This is a genomic window from Acidicapsa borealis, assembly GCF_059115245.1.
In genome coordinates this window covers 2478043-2499500 of the sequence record NZ_JCACNY010000001.1, presented here as the reverse complement: position 1 = coordinate 2499500, position 21458 = coordinate 2478043, and the positions used below count along the sequence as shown (strand labels likewise).

At 55.3% G+C, this 21458-nt stretch carries 13 protein-coding genes; 10 read left to right on the top strand and 3 right to left on the bottom strand.

Translation table 11 applies throughout. From position 1 onward, the window contains the following. Positions 1-2: 2 nt before the first annotated feature. Both AC5S27_RS10345 and htpG read right to left on the bottom strand, forming a co-directional pair. The gene (locus tag AC5S27_RS10345; protein ID WP_493934489.1) at positions 3-1325 is read right to left on the bottom strand and encodes a Gfo/Idh/MocA family protein; all 1323 of its coding nucleotides are present in this window, start codon (positions 1323-1325) and stop codon (positions 3-5) included. 258 nt (positions 1326-1583) lie between these two features. After that, positions 1584-3467, bottom strand: coding sequence for a molecular chaperone HtpG (gene htpG / locus AC5S27_RS10340; RefSeq protein ID WP_493934488.1), 1884 nt, complete (start codon positions 3465-3467; stop codon positions 1584-1586). A 408-nt stretch (positions 3468-3875) separates the two neighbouring features. Between htpG and AC5S27_RS10335 the strand changes: the two genes are divergently transcribed. The 7 genes from AC5S27_RS10335 (at position 3876) to AC5S27_RS10305 (ending at position 17512) form a co-directional block, all read left to right on the top strand. Next, positions 3876-6200: a TIM-barrel domain-containing protein gene (locus tag AC5S27_RS10335; protein WP_493934487.1), complete on the top strand. Its 2325-nt coding sequence runs from the start codon at positions 3876-3878 to the stop codon at positions 6198-6200. A 957-nt stretch (positions 6201-7157) separates the two neighbouring features. Beyond that, positions 7158-11576, top strand: a complete 4419-nt coding sequence (locus AC5S27_RS10330; RefSeq protein ID WP_493934486.1) for a chitobiase/beta-hexosaminidase C-terminal domain-containing protein — start codon at positions 7158-7160, stop codon at positions 11574-11576. 643 nt (positions 11577-12219) lie between these two features. Next, entirely contained in the window at positions 12220-12726 is a 507-nt protein-coding gene (locus AC5S27_RS10325) for a Csu type fimbrial protein (protein WP_493934485.1), read from the top strand. An 82-nt stretch (positions 12727-12808) separates the two neighbouring features. Continuing rightward, complete coding sequence (locus tag AC5S27_RS10320) at positions 12809-13315, top strand: Csu type fimbrial protein (protein ID WP_493934484.1); 507 nt, start codon at positions 12809-12811, stop codon at positions 13313-13315. Between the two features lie 43 nt (positions 13316-13358). Further along, positions 13359-14108, top strand: a complete 750-nt coding sequence (locus AC5S27_RS10315) for a fimbrial biogenesis chaperone (protein WP_493934483.1) — start codon at positions 13359-13361, stop codon at positions 14106-14108. After that, positions 14089-16482 carry a fimbria/pilus outer membrane usher protein gene (locus AC5S27_RS10310; RefSeq protein ID WP_493934482.1) on the top strand — a complete coding sequence of 798 codons (2394 nt, stop codon included), beginning with the start codon at positions 14089-14091 and terminating at the stop codon, positions 16480-16482. The genes AC5S27_RS10315 and AC5S27_RS10310 overlap by 20 nt, the downstream gene beginning before the upstream one ends. Positions 16483-16648: 166 nt before the next feature. Next, entirely contained in the window at positions 16649-17512 is an 864-nt protein-coding gene (locus AC5S27_RS10305) for a Csu type fimbrial protein (protein WP_493934481.1), read from the top strand. 54 nt (positions 17513-17566) lie between these two features. Here AC5S27_RS10305 and AC5S27_RS10300 read toward each other — a convergent pair whose 3' ends face one another. Then, positions 17567-18052 carry a Csu type fimbrial protein gene (locus AC5S27_RS10300; protein WP_493934480.1) on the bottom strand — a complete coding sequence of 162 codons (486 nt, stop codon included), beginning with the start codon at positions 18050-18052 and terminating at the stop codon, positions 17567-17569. 427 nt (positions 18053-18479) lie between these two features. Between AC5S27_RS10300 and AC5S27_RS10295 the strand changes: the two genes are divergently transcribed. The 3 genes from AC5S27_RS10295 (at position 18480) to AC5S27_RS10285 (ending at position 21398) form a co-directional block, all read left to right on the top strand. Beyond that, positions 18480-18650, top strand: a complete 171-nt coding sequence (locus AC5S27_RS10295) for a spore coat protein U domain-containing protein (RefSeq protein WP_493934479.1) — start codon at positions 18480-18482, stop codon at positions 18648-18650. Between the two features lie 99 nt (positions 18651-18749). Next, positions 18750-19349 carry an outer membrane beta-barrel protein gene (locus AC5S27_RS10290; protein WP_493934478.1) on the top strand — a complete coding sequence of 200 codons (600 nt, stop codon included), beginning with the start codon at positions 18750-18752 and terminating at the stop codon, positions 19347-19349. A 546-nt stretch (positions 19350-19895) separates the two neighbouring features. After that, positions 19896-21398 (top strand): sensor domain-containing diguanylate cyclase, encoded by a 1503-nt coding sequence (locus tag AC5S27_RS10285; RefSeq protein ID WP_493934477.1) that lies wholly within the window; start codon positions 19896-19898, stop codon positions 21396-21398. Positions 21399-21458: the final 60 nt, after the last annotated feature.

The window sequence follows — 21458 nt, the reverse complement described above, 5'->3', positions numbered from 1 at the left end:
GATTAGACGTGCGGCTCCCAGCCTTTTTCGTAGGTGCGGGTGCACAGTTTGGTGGCTTCCGGATCATTGACGATTGCGCCGGTGGCGGAGTCGAGCTTGATTTCGCGCTGTACTTCCCAGGCGATGTTGGCTATGAGCAATGTAGCTACCGAGACGCTGCCTTCATCGATGGGTGAGTCGAGCTTTGTTCCGTTGCGAATGCCGTCGATGAGGTTCTTGAAATGGAGGTCGGTCATCGAATCGCGGCCGACCAGATCGGCGCTCGATGTCGCATCCTGCTTGACCTTGAATTCGTTGAGCAGCTTGCCTTTGAGATCGCGGACCTCGTAGCCGTCGCGGTCAACGATCACCGTGCCTTCGGTGCCGTGAATGGCGCTGCCTCGGTCACGATTGTAGAGAGGCATGCCGTTGCTGCACATGTTCTCCCAGGAGATGAGCTTGTCCTGGTATTCAAAGCTGGTGACGAGCGTGTCGTAGAACTGCCAGTCGTCTTTGAAGGCGTAGCGGCCACCCGATGCCGTGATGCGTTCAGGGTAGTGAACATCGAGAGCCCAGCGGCAGACATCAACTTCGTGAGTGCCGTTGTTCAACGTCTCGCCGGTCCCGTAGATGCGGAACCAGTGCCAGTTGTAGGGGTGGATGTTATCGGTGTAAGGGCGGCGTGGAGCGGGGCCTTGCCAGAGGTCCCAGTCGAGCGTTGCGGGCACCGAGATCACGTTGCCATGACCAATGGACTTGCGGGTGTTGGAGTACCAGGCCTTCGCATAGTAGGCGCGGCCGATGAGGCCATCGTGAATCTTCTTGACGATCTCAATCGTATGCGGCGAGGAGCGCTGCTGGTTTCCCATCTGGACCTGCTTGCCGTACTTCTTCTGCGCGGCGACGATAAGTTCGCACTCGTGCACATTGTGGCTGCATGGCTTTTCGACATAGACATGCTTGCCTGCCTGCATACCGAGCAGCGACATGGGCGTGTGCCAGTGGTCGGGAGCGGCTATGGTGATGACATCGACATCTTTCGATTCGAGAGCCTTGCGGAAGTCCTTGTCAGCCTTGGGCGCAGTGCCGAATTCTTTTTCTGTAGCGCTGGCGAACTTCGTCAGGATCGTCGAGTCGACATCGGCGACATGCGTGATGCGGGCGTTCGCGCTGTTGGCCTTGAGCGAAGAGAGGTGCGCGTAAGCGCGGCTGTTGAGGCCGATGACAGCGAAGTTCAGGCGATCGTTTGAGCCCATGATCTGCGCGTAACTGCGGGCAGAGGAAGCAATGGCTGCGCCGGCAACGCCCGTTCCGACTGTCGAAAGAAAATCGCGTCTGGAAATCATTCTTGACCTCTATGTTTTGAATATCAGCCATGCAGCACTCAGGCAGCTGCGGGTTAGTTTGAACGGTAACGTGCAACCGTGGATGTTGCCAGCCGTTCCGTGCGTGGCTGAGAGAGAAAAGATCGACGCGGCTATCCTAATCTGCCGGATGTGCCTAGGGCCAGATAACTGACGGGTATTTTATTGAGATTATGTGGAAAGAGTCAGTGCTGAAAGGCACAGTGGCCATGCGGGAGCATGACCACTGCGGATGCTGCGTTAAATCGACAGGTTGAGGACACGGTTGAGACGGCCAACGAAAGCAGCTGGATCGCGTAGTGCTACGCCTTCCATGAGCAGGGCCTGGTCGAAGAGGAGCCATGCTGCGTCTACGGCGACCGGGTCGTCGGGACGGGCAACGAGCTTCTTAACGATCTCGTGGTCGGGGTTGATTTCGAGCGTGGGCAGTGGGGCAGGGATATCCTTCTGGCCCATGGCGCGGAGCATCTGCTGCATCTGCAGGGACGGCTCTTCTTCGTCCGAGACGATGCAGGAGGGGCTGTCGGCAAGGCGCGAGGAGATGCGCACGTCTTTCACGCGATCGCCGAGCGTGGCCTTGAGCCTGTCGAGCAAGGGCTTGAGCGATTCGGCCTGCTCTTCCTTGGTTTCTTTCTCGGCTTCGGCATCGGCGGCAAAGTCTTCGCTGGTGGCTGCCTTGCTGACGTTCTTGATGTCCGTCTCGCCGTACTTGTCTACTCCCGAGAAGACGATCTCGTCGATATCGTCGTCGAGGATGAGGACTTCGTAGCCCTTCTTCTTGTAGATCTCAAGCAGGGGTGAGGTGCGCAGCAGAGACTCAGATCCACCGGTGATGTAGTAGAGGCTCTTCTGCCCTTCCTTCATGCGCGACATGGCGTCTGCGAGACTCGTCAGACCTTCCTGCGTTGTGGACTTGAACCGAATGAGGTCGAGCAGCGTTTCGCGGTTGGCGTAGTCGCTGTAGAGACCTTCCTTGAGTGGGCGGTTGTACTCGGTAATGAACTTGACGTACTCTTCCGGCTTATTGTTTGCAACCGATTTCAGCTCCGACAGAATCTTCTTCACGCTGGCGGTGCGAATGCTCGTCAGGGTGCGATTTTGCTGGAGAATCTCGCGGCTTACATTGAGCGGCAGGTCTTCGCTGTCGATGATGCCGCGAACGAATCGCAGATACTGCGGGAGCAGTTCCTTGGCGTCGTCCATGATGAAGACTCGCTTGACGTAGAGCTTGACGCCGACCTTGTACTCGGCCTGATAAAGGTCGAGCGGCGCCTTGGCCGGTATGTAGAAGAGGGTGGTGTATTCGAGACTGCCTTCAGCCTTGGTGTGGAACCAGAAGAGCGGGTCCTGCGAGTCGCCGGAGATGGACTTGTAAAGTTCCTTATAGTCGTCGTCGGAGAGCTCGTTCTTGGGGCGGCGCCAGAGGGCGCTGGCTACGTTGACCTGCTCAGTGACGCGGGTCTTGTTGGACTTCTTCTCTTCGGCATTCCACTCGCTCTTGTCGTAGGTGAGGAAGATGGGGAATGCGATGTGGTTGGAGTACTTCTTGACGATCTCCTGGAGACGCCAGCTATTGGCGTACTGCTTCCCTTCCTCGTTCAGGTAGAGGGTGATTGTCGTGCCGGGGACCATGCGTTCGGCGGGTTCGATGTCGAAGCCGGTCTTGCCGTCGGAGGTCCAGCGCCAGGCGAGCTCTTCGCCGGCCTTGCGGCTGACGACTTCGATCTTGTCGGCGACCATGAACGCCGAATAGAAACCGACGCCGAACTGGCCGATGAGGTTCGAGTCCTTCTTGGCGTCGCCCGAGAGTTGCGAGAGGAAGTTCTTCGTTCCGGAGCGGGCGATGGTGCCGAGGTGTGAGACGAGGTCCTCTTCGTTCATGCCGATGCCGGTATCTGCGATGACGAGGGTCTTGGCTTCTTCGTCGAGGTCGAGATCGATGCGCGGGTCGAAGAGGACGGTCTTGAGGGCGTCGTCGGTCAGGGTGAGGTGGCGCAGCTTGTCGAGCGCGTCTGAGGAGTTCGAGATGAGTTCGCGGAGAAAGATTTCCGGGTGCGAGTAGAGAGAGTGGATGATCAGTTGCAGCAGCTGACTGACTTCTGTCTGGAATTCCTGTTTAGGCATTGTTTTCTTCTCACCTGTGTTGCGTCTTCTGAATTGTCCTGCATTGGCAGCTGGGGCCACAGTGACTTATCGCTCACTTTGACGCAAAGTAATCTGGCAAATTTGGCCCAGGCGCCGGGTCGGTTCACAGAAACTAGAAAACGCTCTTGAACCAAGTATAAAAGCAAGCGTCGGCGTCGGCTACCCCACACATAACTGGATCTAACCGCGACGGGCAAACCCATTCGCCGATTGACATGGAGAACTTGGCAACGATATATGTGAGGACGTTCTCTTGCATTCGACATGCCGCGCAGGGAAACCTGCACGTCAATATGCGCTTCACTTTCCGGTGGTGCTGCTTCTGATCCGGGCCGCAAGACACCTCCCTACTTGGTTAATCCCACAGCAAACCCGTGAGGACTTACATTGAGCACTTTGAACCGGCGTAGATTCGTCCAGCTCTCCAGCGGTGCCCTGCTTACCGCAGCATCCACCAGGCTCCTGGGCAGTACAGATGCGCCATCCATTACCAGCCAGGGCGGAAAGGTGCGAGTGAAGGGCGCGAATTACTCCTGGGAATATACCCAGGCAGAAGATCGATTTGCGCTGCGGGATGCCAGCAATCGCCTTATCGTCGGCGGAACGATGCAGCCGGCCATTGTTGTAGCCTCCGTTGACAGTCCGACGGAACACTTCTCCAGCGCGGGCAAGGTTGCATCGGTTCGCGCGGAGGACGGCAAGGTGACGATCCACTATGACGGCGTCAACGGGGCAGGCCTGGTCACAATTCCGTGGCGCTTCGACGCACACGGCATCTGGACTGACCCGGTCGTCTATGACGCGCCCTCAACCCACGATATTGTGAGCCTGCAATACTTCAGGGACACAGGCGGGAACAGGGCGCCAGCGCTTCACTCCACGTACGTGGTTGCTCCCGGCATCATGGAAGGCGGCACGGTCAGTCCCATCGTGCATGAAGCGGCGCATCTGGATGCAAGCGTCTGGCTGGGACGCGGGAGCGAGGCACAGGGCTTCAACCAGCAGTGGGGATTGCCGGTGCACTACTTCTGCGGATTCTCTACCGCCTGGCCCGGTGGCGAGAAGAACCTCTACACCAGCGGGCGCTCGGAAGCCTTAACCTGCGGCCTTGCCGATCTGCCCGGTGGCGACTACTTTCTGCAATTCCACAATGGGCAGGCCAGTCCATGGATCGATTACCGCAGCGATCTTTGGAAGCATCTGCGAGGTCCAGGCAAACTCAAGCTCGGCGCTACGCTGCTGTGGGTGGTGGCACCGGACTACTATGAGGCGATTGCCGCTTACTACGACGCCTTGCTGCAGGCCGGCATCATTCACCGTAAGCAGAACTCCGCGAAGAAAACGGCGATTTCCCTGCTGCCTGAGTACTGCACATGGGGCGCACAACGCGTGCGCGGTAAGACCGGCGATAAGTTGGATGAAGCCTTTTTGAACGACGTCTATCGCGACCTGAAAGCCGCCGGGATGAAGGCCCAGCTGTTTTCAATTGACGATAAGTGGGAGGGCGCCTATGGCAACCTGGAACACTCGGCGACCAGGCTGCCCCACTTTGAAGAATTTCTCGCTCGATTGCGGGCAGATGGAGTCAAGATCGGTCTATGGGCGGCTCTGATGCGCTGCGAACGGCCGGCCGATCTGGGCCTGACCCTGGACAATATGCTGAAGAAGCCCGACGGCACTGCCTTCGCCGTCAATCCGAACGGGCCGAATACCTATTACATCCTCGATTTCACGCAGCCAGTCGTAGCTGAAGTGCTCTCCGCGCTGGTGAAAAAGTTCATTCGAAGATACAAACCAGATGTCTTCAAATTCGACTTTGGCTATGAGTTACCCGCGGCCGGGGTAGCTTCTCCGCAGGATAAGAACTGGACTGGCGAGCGGCTCATGTGGAAGGGGCTTGAGGTTGTCATCAAAGCCATGCATGAGGAGAATCCGGATCAGGTTGTGATGTATTACAACTTATCTCCGCTCTTCCTTGAGTATTTCGACTTGCATAGCTCGGACGATCTGTTTCTCAATTGGGGTAATTATCAGGTAGAAGCTAATCGGAGATTCTTCTTCAGCAGCCTGATGGGCCGCCTGGGTGTACCAACCTATGGCTCTTCCGGATACGACTGGTCCAGTTCTCCGAGTATCTGGTTCGACTCCACGGCACTGGGTACGGTGGGTTCACTGAATGACTTCGCGGGGGATGAGGAAGGGGAATTGCCCACGCCAGAGATCGTTGCCAAGTACAACGGGATCAGCAAGACACTGCGCAGTTCGAATTTCTTCGAGATCCTGCCATTGGGCGATGTCTCGCAGGCATCGGTGCTGGGAGCGCATGCAAGTTCCTGGGCACGTATGGAGAATGGGCAGCTGGTCTTGCTGGCTTACCGGCCTCCCGTTGTTGGCGAGGAAAATCTGCTGGCGTCGTGGAAAGCAAGCCGCGAAGTAAAAGATGCCGTACGCGCAAATATGCCTGTGGTCGTCGCTTCGAAGGACGAAGGGAGTATTGCCCGCGCCCACGTTTTTGCGGTCGTTCCCTACGCGAGTGGCGAGGTCGTCATTCGCAGGCAACAGGGCAAATCAGCTGAGATTGTGAACCACTATTTCGGAGGGAGTTCTTCCGCGGCCACCGCGACGATTGCCAACGGTGAGCTGAAGCTGGTTTCGCAAGAGCACAGTCCCGACGGAAAGCCGCTCGAATGGATCGAAGTACGCATTTCCTAGAAGCCACAGGCCGCGTCGAAATGGCTCCAAGGTAAGCCCGGCCACCTCGTTAGAGCCAAGCGTCAAGGCCCTCTGCGATAAGAGCAACTGGCCATCTCCAGGCAAAATAAAAGCCCGCTGGAAGAGCGGGCTTCTGCCGCGTCCTACACGTCCGACACCACCGCAACCCGCTTGGGGCTTCGGCTATTATTCGCCTAGCATCAGGCGTGGCATTCTTCAACCCAGCGCGGGCGAGACCCCAGGCCGTGGTCCGGTGTAAACGGTGCCAGCGCGACATGCCGGCCGTGGTGGACGCAACACCCTCAACTTACATCCCTGTGACGTGCATCCTGTGTGGGGAGCAACGTCTGTATCCATGTTTTTTGCAATGACTGTGTGACGATCTTACTCTCACACACTATTCATAGCGGTATGACCTAGGTAATGATGCTTTGCCACGAGACTGAATGCAGTGAGCAACTGGACACATACAACGATTCTCTTGCGTGAAAAGTTGGTTATGTGAAAGTAGGTCGGCTACTGAAGAATCGGATGTTATCAAAGCTTGGATACCTCGTTCCGAAGCAAGACCATCACTTCGTACAGAAGCCGATGAACGTTGCTTACGAACGTTATGAGTGATCAGTAACACGTCCTGTTGCTAATGGTGACGCTGACAGCACTTACAGAAGGAGGCTGAGCCGTTAGGTTTCATCTCGGAATGATCCGTTAATACAGAGACATTTCGCTGAGAAGCTCAGGTATATGAGGGATTCACTGTGTCTGAGATGAATGCAATATACCACTCACCCCTTTTAGCACTACGCGGAAAAGACGACGGCCTCCCTGAGAAGCGAGTTCCTGCGCGCCATGTTTCGGTATGTCAACTGATGTCAAGCAATGGAATTGTGCTTTTTGAGCGCCAAGGAGTATTACGTGAAATCTATCTCCCGAATCAACCGACATATGTTGGCTTCCATGATCAGGAAACTATGCCTCTATTCGACCTGTTTTCTTAGTGTGTTTACCTCAGCATTTGGACAGACTCCCACTGTGGTGTTGAACGACGAGTCTGTTGTCCAGGCAACGACGAAGCGTATCGGGATTAACATCGGCTCCATCAATTATTGGGACAACGGCCAGATCTATAAAAATCTGATCGGCACGATCAATCCAGGTTTTGAACCACTGCTTCAACGGCAGATTGGTGTATTGCTGGTCGCAGGTACAACAACCACGTTCACGCAACCGGACAGATACGATGTGGTCCCGCCGAACTATTGGGCAGGGGGAACGTTCACCGTAATTACTTCTCAGTCTGGTGGTGCGGAGCTTGGCTGCACTGGCACTATCGCCTCAAATACCGGGCCGAACTATCCGCCCGGTTCAGGTGGCAACACAAGCCCTGTTTATACCGTATCCACGCCGTGCGCTGCTCCCTTTGCTATAGGCGATGGCATCACCATCAGCAAGTCAACTGTGCCGACTCCAGAAATTTGGTGGGAGGCAAGCAAAGGAGGCATTTGGGCGTCCATTTCGGGAGGAGGTAAACTGACTTCCGACACGACGGATCTTTGCCCGACTTGCGGCGCTCAGGCTCTTACATTGGATGCAAGTGCATCCGGGTCCAGCGCAGGGCTCAATTCAGCTTTCGATGCCTCCCCGGGTTACGACATGTTCGTACTGATGAACGGAACCTACGAAATCTCGTTCTGGGCCAAGGCTGCTTCCGGATCGCCGGTCTTGACCATAACGGCGCATCGTCTGTCCGCGGGTGGATTCAACTGCGGCACACGGACACAAACGTTGACACCTGAATGGGCCAAGTACACCCTTTCTTGCACCGCGTCTGAGACACCGGCGACGACGACACCAGGAACTGCAGGCGTGGGATTCTTCGCTTCCGCAGGTGTCGTGTATTTCGACAACATGAGCTTCAGCAAGACCGGTACAGACCCAACGAACACCACTGTGTTTCGCGATGAGCTCGTAAACACTCTGAAGAGTTACTATCAGGCGGGTAGTGGCGGTAATCCCGGGATGTTTCGCGACTGGATGAACCAGAACGCGGAAACTTATGCTAATTGGACCTCCCCCAATTATGCGCACTGGCCGACGGGTACGGGAAACTATTATGTGGGTCCGGCTGGAGCTGGAACTATCGGCCTGACAGTGGAGGATTACCTGGAGCTATGCAAGGCTATTGGCGCTGAGCCTTACCTTGAAGTTCCTGTCAACTTTTCCACGCAGGACGCATCAAGTCTGATTGAGTTCCTCGCTGGGCCGGTAACTAGTGCGGGCGGATCGAGGCGCGCTGCTCTTGGACAAACTGAGCCCTGGACGAACGTGTTCGATTTGATCCATCTGGATTACTGTAATGAATGTTGGAACGGTTATTCCTTTGCCGGTCAATCTTTGCCCGGCCGGCCGAACTCTCCAGGTCAGGAGGCGTACTACGACTACAGTGTACGCGCAAAGGCTATATTTGCCGGTATGCGCAGTAATACGTACTACTCTCCAAGTGCGTTCGATCTGGTGATGGGGGCGCAGACGGCGGTTAACTATACGATGGACGACGCAATCGCTCGCGCGCATCCGGACTCGATTGAGATCGAAGGATATTGGTACCTGAATGTAAGCAGTTTTGCCACCGATGCCGCTCTTTGGACCCCGCTATACGCCGGTATCTATGAGCGAGGCGTGAACCCGGATGACAAAACGAATTTCTATCAGTCTGTCCACGACTATCAGAGTCAATCGACTTGCGGCGCAGACGGCGCCAGCCGATGCAAAGTAAATGTCTATGAATTTGGTCCCGGAACCGGGGGAGGATCAATTGATCAGCAACACCTCGATTACATCACGGCAGGCGCGGGCTCAGGGCTGGCAGCCGCTCTCCAGTCGCTGGAGGTCGAGCAAGACTATGGAATCACGGCATCATCCTTGTTTTCGTTGACGGAATTCGTGAATTCAACGGGAGCAGGCTTGCTTGCAAAGGTGTGGGGTACCGTAGTCGATATGGGCGGAGCAACCAATCACGTGCGCCCAGAGTTTCTGGCGATGCAACTTGTCAATGAATCCACAATAGGGCCGATGTACGCGTGCCCAATTTCTAACAATCTTGTGTACAACTTCGCCGGTAGTCCTACGAATGGAACACAGGTGCCACCGGGAGTTCCTGCGTGGACAGGAGTTCCATACTTGTATTCGTTTTGCTTTGAGAATGGGAATAAACGTTCGATCGTTCTCATCAACACCGATATAACCACTAACCACACTGTCACTTTTTCAGGAACTAACACTCCTGCTGGCACTGTCACGGTTAGATCGTATGCACCTTCCTCGCTCGATGATCTGAATGAAGCGCCTTCTGGAACGCCGAGTAACTTGTCGTTGCAGAAGGTCTTCTTGACTAGTTCAACGGTCACCAATCCAACGGTACTCACTCTGCCTTCCAAGTCAGTGATCGCGATCGACTATGTCGTTGGAGGTTCTACCGAACCTGGTATTGCCGCTACGCCTTTGTTCAACCCACCCGCTGGCACGTACACAGCCGCACAATCAGTTTCGATCAGCGATGCAACCTCAGGAGCGACGATCTACTACACGACCAATGGCACGATACCAACGACATCGTCGAGCAAGTATGTGAGCGCGATCCTGGTCTCTACCACCACAACTGTCAATGCAATCGCAATCGCGGCGGGCTATTCCCAGAGCGCAACCGGGAGTGCAACCTACACTTTCGCATCAAAGCCTGTGGCTGCCACACCGACGTTTACGCCTGGCGCAGGCAGTTACAGTAGTTCGCAGACTGTTGTGATTCAAGACGCGACACCCGATGCCACCATCTACTACACGACCAACGGGAGTACCCCCACCACCGCTTCCACACCGTATACCTCGCCTCTCAATGTCGCCGTTAGCGAATCAGTCCGAGCGATTGCCGTCGCAACCGGCTACACCAACAGTTCAGTCGGTCTCGCTTCCTACGTCATCGCACCGGCAGTCGCTGCGGCACCAGTGCTTTCACCGGGCGGAGGTACTTATAACAATGCGCAGACTGTGGCATTGAGCAGCACCACCGCAGGCGCGGCCATCTATTACACGCTTGATGGAACTATCCCAACAACTGCTTCCAAGAGGTATCTAGCACCTATCGATGTGATAGCAACGACCAAAGTTGAAGCCATAGCTGTCGCCACCGGATTCACCTCTAGCACAGTTTCCGCTGGGCAGTACACGTTCGTCGTGGCGACACCTGTCGTAACGCCGGCGGCGGGGGTCTACGCTGGATCACAGGTTGTGACAGTCACGGATATAACATCGGGGGCAAGCATCTACTACACGACTTCGGGCGGAGCCGCACCAGCTACCAGTCCCGCACTCTACACGGGACCGGTAAGCATCAACGCCTCGGTGACATTCACCACTGCTGCGTCGAAAGCTGGATATTCATATAGCCAGCCCGTTTCGGTTGTCTATACGATCAACCCTGTTGTGCAGGTACCAGTGGCAACTCCCGTTTTCACTCCCCCTGGCGGAACATACCCGTCGACCCAGTCCGTAACGCTCAGCGATTCTAATGCCTCAGCGACCATCTACTACACAACGGATGGCACCCTTCCATCATCCGCGTCTAGGATCTACGCTGGCCCTGTCAGTGTCGGCATAACCGACACACTGAAGGCGATTGCAACAGCGCCAGGATTTCTACCGAGCGCTGTTGGCGTCTCCAGTTACACGATCCCAGTCCAACCGCCAACGATCAATTTCAGCTCAGGATTTGCCTCCGCGTCGGCACTTGTGGCGTTGAATGGAAGCGCAAGCATCAGCGGATCGAGGGTACAAGTGACTGGAGCCTCTGCGGGCGAGGCGAGTGCGATATGGAACAAGGCGCTCGTGAAGGTCGCGAAGTTTACAACAGATTTCACCTTCCAGCAGATCAATGCGTCCGGCGACGGCATGACGTTCTGTATTCAAAATAGTCGCAAGGGTGTAAACGCAAAGGGAGGCAATGGAGGGTCGCTCGGCTACGGGAGTATCGAGAAAAGCATCGCTTTGAAATTCGATCTCTACAACAACTCAGGAGAGGGGTCAGATTCGACAGGACTTTATCTGAACGGAGCGGTTCCAACCATACCGTCAACTGACTTGAGTTCAACAGGAATCGATCTTCATAGTGGACATGTGTTTGCCGCTCACATCACCTATGACGGAACAACGCTTATACTCAAGCTGACGGATCAATCAAACCTATCTACCTACACGACGAGTTGGCCTGTCGACATTCCATCCGCTGTGGCTGGCAGTACAGCGTTCGTGGGTTTCACGGGCAGTACTGGCAGCCGTACTGCAATTCAGGATGTGGTCACCTGGACTTTCCAGTCTCAATAACCCAGGATCTCAAATCACGGCGAGAAGCTGTCGTGCCCGTGGTGTACCCGATGTGTCGCGCCGACGAAATTGCCGTTGGAGCGCAGTACTCGTGATAGCTTTTTTCATCGGAGCTGACGTGTCGAGAAGTGGAAAGTGTTCTTTGCTTTCCACTTCTCTATGCCTCTCGGATACTTCTAACTTAGTGCGTTTGCGTAAGGGCCGCCGTGAAATAGACGCAGAGCTTGATGAATGATACTGAATGGATATACTGGGCGGGGAAACGGAAATAGACGTCTCTCTTCGCGCTAGATACTAAAGAGTGTAGAACAATTACTTTCGCTTCTGCATACATGTTGATATCCTGCATCGAATTCCGATCCCAGCTGCAGTGAAGTCCGCTTGTTCGCAGCCGATCGTCTGGCAAGCTACCAGCAGCCGCAAAGATTGAGCCTCGTGTGGGGATTCTATATCTCTAAGTGATGAGCCGCATTGACCAGTCTTACAAGCAAGTGCGGTGTCAGTCTCTAACTAAGCTGCACCTGACTTATACAGTTAGCGATCTTGGAAGAGCACTTGAGTCGAAGAGTAAGCAGCGCATCTTAGGATGCAACTGTCATCTTGGTGACCTTGCTTTTCTTGAGGCCGGGAGAGGTTGATACTTATGGAACACCGCCGAGCCGGCTGGTCCGTTATCGCTGTCGCAGTCGCTGCCTTCATTCTGGTCTGCATGGATGTCCGACAACTCAATGCAGCCACCGCCGTAACGACATTCGGCGTTTCGGCGAACGTTGTAGCGACTTGTCTCATCTCTGCGACGGCGCTTAGCTTCGGGACTTACGCGGGTGTAATTGATCCGGCCATATCAACGATCACTGTTCAATGCACGGCTACGACGCCTTATAACGTTGGGTTCAGTGCCGGACTTGCCAACGGTGCCACCGTAACAACCCGAAGCATGACGGGGCCTGCTGCTGCATTGCTTGGCTACGGCCTATTCTCGGACGCGGGCCACGGGACCAACTGGGGTGCTACTGTCGGCACCGATACAGTGGCCGGTGTCGGGAACGGAGCGGGCCAAGCACTTATCGTTTTTGGGGAAATTTCGGCGGCAGAATATGTGGTTCCAGGTCTCTATTCAGACACGATCACGGCCACCGTCACCTATTGAGTGTTGGTATCTAAGTCTCAGGAAACGGCCATCATTCGCCCTCTGCGCACGCACCTTCAACAGACTGTTTAGGAGTTTCACAATGAAAATCCTCTCGGCAACAAAGCTCGCAATGTCAGCATCGCTTCTTGGCTGCGTGGCACTCGGGTTAGCTCCAACGCGCGCTAATGCTGCCACCGCGGTAACCACATTCGGCGTCTCGGCAACGGTTGTGGCGACCTGTCTCGTGTCAGCTACGGCACTCGGCTTCGGACCTTACACAGGCGTGGTCGACCCAGCCACTTCGACAATCACGGTCACCTGCACCAATACCACTCCCTATAGCGTGGGGTTGGATGCTGGAACGGGTACTGCTGCCACAGTCACTGCCCGAACCATGAAGAGCGGCGCCCTTGTTCCGGAGCTTGGGTATGGACTCTTCCAAGATGCCTCACACGTGACGAACTGGGGCTTGACAGGCGCGGCAGCTGTTGCTGGAGTGGGAACCGGTGCAGCTCAGCCGATCATTGTGTACGGGCAGATTCCGGCAGCCGAGTATGTATCGCCGGGCGCGTATACCGATACGATCACGGCCACGGTAACTTACTAAACCGAGTGGCACGATGGCGCGGTCGCCAGGATGAGGCCGAATCATGATGTCATGCACTCGTTCGGTGGCAGCGAAGGCTGCCACCATTCTTCTTGTTGCTACTCTAGTCTTCTTGTCGGGCAAGACATTGCTTGCCCAGGCGCTCATGGTGCTGCCAGTCAACATTCAAATGGTCCCCGGACAGAAGACAACAACACTGACGGTCATCAACCAGGGTACGGTGGAGACATCGGTGCAGGTCAGGACCTATCTTTGGGACCAGAAAGATGGCGAGGACAAACTCAGCGATTCCGATACAGTGCTGGCGAGTCCGCCGCTTGTTACGATCGCGCCGGGAGCGTCTCAGGTGATACGGCTCGTGTTGCGCCACTCGCCGCAGGGCCAGGAGGCAACCTACCGTATTCTTCTCGATCAGATACCGCCACCTGCCGTCCCCGGCGTGGTGCGTGTGGTGTTGCGCATGTCAATTCCAATCTTCGTGCAGCCGTCCGCGCGAACCGCTCCGCATGTCAAGTTTCACGCGGAACTCAACGCCGGCAAGTTATATCTGGTGGCAGTCAACGAGGGCGCCCATCATGATGCCATCCGCAATATTGTTTTGTGGACCAACGATGGTCGTCAGTTAACTCCTGGATCCACCAGCGGTTCAGCGTATGTCCTGGCCGGCGCGACCCGGCGCTGGCTCATCCATGTGGATGGCCCATTACCTCCCCACAGCGAAACCCTGAAGCTGGTGGCACATGCCGATGGGGGGCCCATCCAAGAGCAGGTTTATGTCGTTGGGACTCCCTAGCGTTCGCGCTCCATTCGTTGATTGGCTCTGCTACGCCGGGAGCCTCGTCTTTGCGCTGAGCCTGCTGTCAATGCCAGCGAAGGCCGAAGACCCGACGTTGCTCCTGGATGTCCGGCTGAATGGTAACTCCATCGGAAAGATAGGTGAATTCACAATGCGCAATGGCTCTTTGATGGCGACGCGCAGCGAACTTCACGATCTTGGGATCAGGGTTCCACTGTCGATCCTTCCGAGCAGCGCAACTTCGCGGCCATGGAGCGATCCGGATTTGATCGCGCTCTCCGATCTTCCAGGGCTGACGTGGAAGATCGATGAAAAGGCCCAGACCCTGGAGATTACAGCCGTCGATGAGCGACTGGTACGGACTGTCTTTCCGATGGAGGGCAGGCTGCCTTCCGACGATCATCGCGTCATTGAGAGTGGGAAGGGTATCTCGCTGAACTACGACCTGCTCGGTTCGCTTTCGGATGGCAAAATAGGCGGCAGCGGGTCACTGGACTTCCGGGCATTTTCTCCGTGGGGTGTTGCCAGTTCCGGGATGCTGGTTTTCGCGGGAGCTGGCCAGGGTAGCTCCGGGCGAAGCTCAGCCATACGCCTCGACACAGCGTATACGTTTGCCGATGTGAACACGCTACGACGCTACAGCGTGGGAGATTTTGTTACCGGAGGGCTCTCCTGGACGCGCCCAATCCGCATGGGCGGCTTGCAGGTGCGTTCCGATTTCAGTATGCGTCCGGATCTGATTACGTTTCCGCTTCCATCGATTACCGGTTCCGCAGCGGTGCCTTCAGTGCTGAGTGTCCTGGCAGACGGAAACGCATTGGTTTCCCGAGATGTAGACGCTGGTCCATTCGAGATTCCTCAACTCCCAGTGATCTCCGGCGGAGGCACGATCTCAATGACGCTGACAAATGCACTGGGGCAGCAGGTCACAGTGACTGAGCCTTACTACGCCAGCTCAACGCTGCTTGCACCAGGCTTGCACACGTTTTCCGTACAGGCAGGGCTGGTACGCAGAAACTGGAGCGTGCAGAGTAACAACTACGGCAAAGTTGCAGGAACCGCGATGTATCGTCGTGGCCTGACGCCTGTCTGGACCCTCGAAGGGACTTTCGAGGGCACATCCGGGGCCATTTTGGGTGGAGCTGGTGCCGTGGTGCAAGTGGGGCATCTGGGTGTGGTCAATTTTTCAATGATCAGCAGCTTCGGCGCCACGCATCCAGGGGCGCAGTTTGCTCTCGCTGTCCAACGGATCGGGAGACGGCTCAGCTATGGGGGCTCGGCGATCGTGGCTGGCCGTAACTACCGCGATGTTGCGGCGATGAACGGAGAACCGATTCCGCGTAAGCAACTGACGGGGAACCTGAGCGTTTCCCTGAAGCAGTTTGGCAGCGCTGGCGTATTCTATTCGGGCACCGACCAGGATCCCACTCCCACGCCGATCTACCTCGGTCCTGTTGCGGCACAACACACCAGGATTTTTTCCGCGAACTATTCTCTCCAGTTCCGGCACATGTCGGTCTATGCGAACGAATTTAAAGATCTTTCCCGAGGTGGCAACGGCGGGGTGCAGGTCGGGTTGACGATCCCGTTGGGCAGTCGTAGTTCTGTCCAGGTCGGGGCCGGGTCGGACGGTTCCGTGCAGTTACAGGTACAACGGTCCGCAGCCATGATCGGCCAATTGGGCTACCAGGCGTATCTCTCCACTGGAAATGAGACGCACCTATTCGCCCAGGGACAATACAAATCGAAATGGGCGCTGCTGACGGCAGGTCTTGACCTCAATGGCGGCCAGCCTTCGGAGCGCCTGGAGGCGCAGGGTGCGTTTTCCTTCGTGGATGGTGGCTTCTTTTCATCGAACACCATCTATGACAGTTTTGCCATCGTGGATACCAGCCCGATGGGCGGCGTCCATGTGCTGCAGGAAAATCGCGATGTGGGCAATACCGACCGCGCGGGGCGTTTGCTGGTGCCGGATATGCGCTCCTTTGATCTCAATCACATTGCCATTGCGCCGGAAGATGTCCCCGCGGATGCTTCGATTGATATCACGACACGCGAAGTACGGCCCCAGGATCGTTCCGGGGTTGTCGTTCGTTTCCCCGTGAAAATCAGCCACGGAGCGTTGCTCAAACTCGTCGACAGCAGTGGCGTCGCCATCGTCATGGGAAGCACCGCTACGCTGAGCAGTACTGGAATCAGCGTACCCATTGGATTTGACGGCGATGCCTATGTTGAGGGTCTAAGTCTTCACAATTCAGTCACTATCGCGAATCCTGACGGTCGATCCTGCCAGGTTACCTTCGACTACCATCCAATCGCCGGAGACATTCCGACCATTGGCCCGTTGCGTTGCGTGGAGAAGAAGCAATGAACACGACAGCCGTGAGGAACTCACCTGAGATTGACCGTCTCAGTCTCGCATCTGCCGCCCACCCGAAGCCCAGGGTGTTACGGCCACAGCTGAGCTGCTCTATCGACAGGCGACCGGAGGGCAACGTAAGCAGCCTTGAGACTGTTCAATCTTCGGAGTCAAGTCTATGAGAGCCTGGCTGGTACCGGTGGTACTTATGCTCATGGCGCCCTTCGCGTCAGGTCAGTGCGTTGCCGACTCGTTCCCGAACGTAAACCTGGGCGTCTATACAGGTGTGCTATCGACGTCGGGCGTCACTGCCGATACGGTCGTATGCTCAAGCGGATCGGTACTTAACATAGGCTTCAATCAAGGTACGGCACCCGGCGCAACCGTCACGACGAGAAGTATGACCGGGCCCGGCTCCGCCCTGCTGTACTACGCCCTCTACCAGGACGCCGCTCGGACTATGAACTGGGGCAATACGATCGGCACCGACACCAATCAGTTCACTGGAACCGGTGCAAGCCAGAACATCTACGTTTACCCCAGTGTGGCGGCAGGACAGACCGTTCCTTCAGGCTATTATGTAGATACAATCTCAGTTTTGGTAACGGGCTTTGTTTCAACTAACTCGGCAACCTTTACCGTTTCCGCCACGTATTTGCCCACATGTTCTGTTTCCACTACGGCACTCGCCTTCGGTAACTACATACCCACCGCAGAGAGTGACGCAACCAGTACTATCACGGTCAACTGCACAAATTCCACACCGTACACGGTCGGTGTTGACTACGGCCAGAATGCAAACGCAACCGCGCGTTATATGCGGATTGCCGGGGGCGGCGCAAGCTTGATTGGATACGGCCTGTTCAAGGACGCAGCCCATACGATGCCGTGGGGCACGGCCGCCAATGGTATCAGCAACGTCGTGGCTGGAACGGGAACCGGCGTGGCGCAGTCGCTCACCGCTTATGGGGCAATTCCCTCCCGGCAATTTGGCCCGGCTGGCGCGTACTCAGATTTGATGACAGTCACGGTCACGTATTGACCAGTGAACACGATCACGAGCATTTAACCGAACTCCTCCAAGAGACGGATCATGTCAATAGGTAATGGTGACCGTGATGGTATCTTGATAGGATCCCGGCGCGACGTTCTGATTTTCCAGGACGAGGCCATAGACAGTGACTGGCTGAGCAAGGCCGTTACCGGTGATGGAAGCGCTAGTGGTAAAAGTTACATAATCGGGGTAGTCAGTCTGGAACAGACCATAGATAAGCTTAAAAGCCGATGTGCCCGGCAGAAATAGGACGCGATTATACTGGTTTGCCCCATACACTCCGGCATTCAAAGTGATTGTGTAGGGAGTGCCATTGGAGCAGGTTGGCGTGATGGTCCCGTTGCCGAAGATTCGATAACCAGTGTAGCTTCCAAAGGCTATGGGCGTTGCTGACACAGTGCAGGTAGCTACTAAGGTCGCGCTGACAGCGATGGTGGCTGTGGCCGTTGACGCAAAGACGGGTGAAGGTGCGAATAGAAACAAGATGGCGGCCAGAAGCCCAGGGCAGACAAGCGAAATACCTTGCAAACAAGAGCACTTCACATGCACTCCGTGTGATTCTGGCAGATAGAACAGTGGATGATCTGAGATGGACAGCGTGAGAACTTCTGTCACAGGCAGGCGGTGGACTGTCGTTCGTGTCTGCCCCGGAGCCTCTTGTCGCAGAACACCAGACCACACTTGTAAACTAGCCCCGGTGTCCACTAACGTCTGTGCTGTCCGATACATTTACCGCCGTGTGCCGCCCCACCTTGGGCTACGGCCGCCGCTTTTGCCACATTTTAGAGCAACCGTTGCAACTCAATCGCAGCAGTTGATAGAACAGGCTTTCAAGGCCGAGCGCCAAGGTCACAGTAAAGAGTCGGATTGACCAGTATTGTGAGCGTTGCAGTGTAAGTCTCATTCCAGATGTTTCTGAGCTGTCTATCCATTGTGTGGGCCATCGAGCAGCCTAATGCGATATCACCTTTATACGGATGCAACTCGCTCGATAGAATGGGGCACCACGACTGGCAAAAACGAAATCACATTGAACGGCAACGGCGCGGCTCAGACCATCATGGTCTGTGGTACGTCATCTAAGAGTCTAATACTTACGTATACGGCTCGTACAGCGACACGGTGACCGCTATAGTACCTTTCTAATTACAACTCAGTGGATAGATATCATCCAACATTGTTAGTGGCTTGATCTAACACAAATTGACTTTCGAGGAGGATCAGAATGCAATGGACTAGCCTGGCTCCTTTCGGTGTTCCGGCCATGCTTTGGGTCATTTCCATTTTGCCTCTCTCAGCCCAGGTACAGGCATCTGCATCAGTAAACCGTCTAGAGGTTGGCGTGGGTGCAGGTGTATCGGATTACTACCTTGACTATGGCTCGGGACGATGGATGCAGGGTGCCGTTGTCCGGGCGAGCCTCGGCGTTACCAAAGGCATAGGGATCGACGCAAGTGCACGATCTATCTTCCTGAATACCCCACTTGTGCTTACACGCATGCAGCAGAGTACCTTTCTCGGCGGCGTCTATTATCGGAGCCGACCGATCCTTCACATGCGTCCGTTTGTCCGGGGAGCGATGGGATTGGGAACGATCGAGTTCCCTTCGTCCAATCCGAAGGTTACTCATGCTTCAAACGAAGTGTTTGCCTCCAGCGCCGGCGCTGAATTTCCAGTTGGACCACGGATATATTTACGCGCAGAGTACGAGTATCAATTCTGGAAGGACTTTCACAACTCTCGGTACCTGAACCCAACCGGGTTCACACTCGGCTTCACTTACTATCTGCCAGGAGGTCACATGCGTCCGCATCCTCTTTACTGAGTTGCCGAGCCTGCACGAACGAGGGCGAAATGAAGAATCGTTGAATGAGACCTCTGCCACACGCGTTATCTCAGTCCGCGTTTAACAGCCTGTCCTGAACCTGTCATCCTACGGTTGAGACTCCTTTACACCCACGTTCTATCTAGCGCAGCAACTGGTAGATGTTTGATGGATCCGTCGAGACTTATAACCTTATCTCGTGACAGCTCTTTTCTGCTCTCATTCACGCGCCTGACGATTCACTCCTCAGAAAATGAGCGGCGTCCAGCGATAGGTTTTACGCATGATCTGTATGGACCATTATGCGTCGCGTGACAGGTCTAGTCTTACCGACGGGCCGTCTTCAGGGCGATTTTGACCATACATTTGGACCAACAAATTTTATGCCATCTTTGTCGGACTCGATCCGCTACGTTCTCACAAGGACTCTGACTCCGGTGAGGCACTATCCAGTCAAGCGTTGCTAGGCGGATTTGGATCTGACTATTTCTGTCTAAGTGCTTCGCAGCAGTATAACCGCCATATTGCTTCTGAGGTCTACACAAGATGAAACCGTTCCGGATCACGTACTTTCCTCAGACAGCAGGCTCGGCGGTTTCTGCACTTGTACTGACTATAGTCTTTGAAGCCATCAAACAGCTGGCGTTTAGCCACATCACCATTTGGTGGTCCCACATTACCACCATCGTCTTCGTTACCCTTCTCGCGTTCGTGACACATTTGGTTTACGGCCGCCGCGAAGGTAGCGCGACGGAGAAGCTCCGTGCGTCTTTGGCGTTTACGGAAGTACTGATGAATAGTCTTCCAGCGGCGATTTGCATCATCGACACCAAAGGTCGATACCGACAATGGCATGGAAAATTCCTTGGTTATCAACCTGCGCAAATGCTTGAACGAGGATTGGACACGTTGATAGCACCCGAAAGCCTCGCCCACATACAAGAATCGAACAGGAATACATTCGCCGGCAAAGGGAAAACTGAGACAGAGGCTTTGATGATCGCAAAGAGCGGGGCAAGGGTTCCATGCTATCTCACGGGCGAGCTCATTCAGTATGAGAACGAACCTTGCGTCCTTGGGATCGCCATCGACATCAGCAAACAAAAACGAGCGGAAGAGTTCAGCCATCTCCAATCCATCGCGCTCGAGTCCGCCGCCGATGCGATCGTCATCACCGATGCGGAGGGAACCATCCAGTGGGTTAACCCCGCATTTACAACGTTGACCGGGTATCCTCTCGCAGAAGCGGTGGGGCATAACCCTCGTATTTTGAAGTCCGGAAAGCAGGACAACTCTTTTTATCGAACGCTTTGGAACACTATCCTTGCCGGACGTTTGTGGGCTGGAGACATAACAAATTTACGTAAGGATGGCAAGATTTACACCGAAGAGATGCGCATAGCTCCAGTACGCTCGCTTACCGGGACAATCACCAATTTCGTCGCAATCAAGCACGATGTCACTGAGCGAAACGAGGCCGAAGCCAAGATCGTCCGAAGCAAAGAACTCGCAGAACTTGCTAACCGTGACCTCAGAGCCGCAAACGAAACGATCAAACAGCTTGCAAGGGCGGACGAGTTGACTGGGCTGGCCAATCGTCGGGCGCTGGATGAGGCATTGAAGAGCGAGGTCGGTCGAGCACAGCGGTTGGACAAAGGTCTGAGCTTAATTATGGGTGATCTGGACCACTTCAAGTGGATCAACGATGAGTTCGGTCATCTAATCGGGGATGACGTCCTCACCGCCGCAGCCGCAGTCTTTCTTAACCAATCCAGATCCTATGACCTGGCGGCGCGATTCGGAGGGGAAGAATTCATTCTGCTGTTGCCCGAAACCTCAAGCCAGGAGGCCAGCATCATCGCTGAACGCATTCGCGTGAAGATGGAAAGCATGAAGGTTCCAACCTGCCCCAAGCAAGTTACGATCAGCCTTGGCGTAGCAAGCTGGAAACAGGACGACACTCCTGCTGACTTGATTGCCCGCGCCGATACAGCGCTCTATGCAGCCAAGCACGCAGGTCGCAATCGCGTTAGCACGACAGTTCAGTAGAACCATCGCCGGTTCTTCTTCATCGCAAATCTACTCGTTATGGGACCACTGCCCTCGGCA

Coding starts and splice junctions, on each gene's coding strand:
- AC5S27_RS10305 (WP_493934481.1), top strand. CDS start 16,649: ATGAGAGCCTGGCTGGTACCGGTGGTACTTATGCTCATGGCGCCCTTC.
- htpG (WP_493934488.1), bottom strand. CDS start 3,467: ATGCCTAAACAGGAATTCCAGACAGAAGTCAGTCAGCTGCTGCAACTG.
- AC5S27_RS10325 (WP_493934485.1), top strand. CDS start 12,220: ATGGAACACCGCCGAGCCGGCTGGTCCGTTATCGCTGTCGCAGTCGCT.
- AC5S27_RS10330 (WP_493934486.1), top strand. CDS start 7,158: ATGATCAGGAAACTATGCCTCTATTCGACCTGTTTTCTTAGTGTGTTT.
- AC5S27_RS10285 (WP_493934477.1), top strand. CDS start 19,896: ATGAAACCGTTCCGGATCACGTACTTTCCTCAGACAGCAGGCTCGGCG.
- AC5S27_RS10290 (WP_493934478.1), top strand. CDS start 18,750: ATGCAATGGACTAGCCTGGCTCCTTTCGGTGTTCCGGCCATGCTTTGG.
- AC5S27_RS10320 (WP_493934484.1), top strand. CDS start 12,809: ATGAAAATCCTCTCGGCAACAAAGCTCGCAATGTCAGCATCGCTTCTT.
- AC5S27_RS10310 (WP_493934482.1), top strand. CDS start 14,089: ATGTCGTTGGGACTCCCTAGCGTTCGCGCTCCATTCGTTGATTGGCTC.
- AC5S27_RS10345 (WP_493934489.1), bottom strand. CDS start 1,325: ATGATTTCCAGACGCGATTTTCTTTCGACAGTCGGAACGGGCGTTGCC.
- AC5S27_RS10315 (WP_493934483.1), top strand. CDS start 13,359: ATGATGTCATGCACTCGTTCGGTGGCAGCGAAGGCTGCCACCATTCTT.
- AC5S27_RS10295 (WP_493934479.1), top strand. CDS start 18,480: ATGCGATATCACCTTTATACGGATGCAACTCGCTCGATAGAATGGGGC.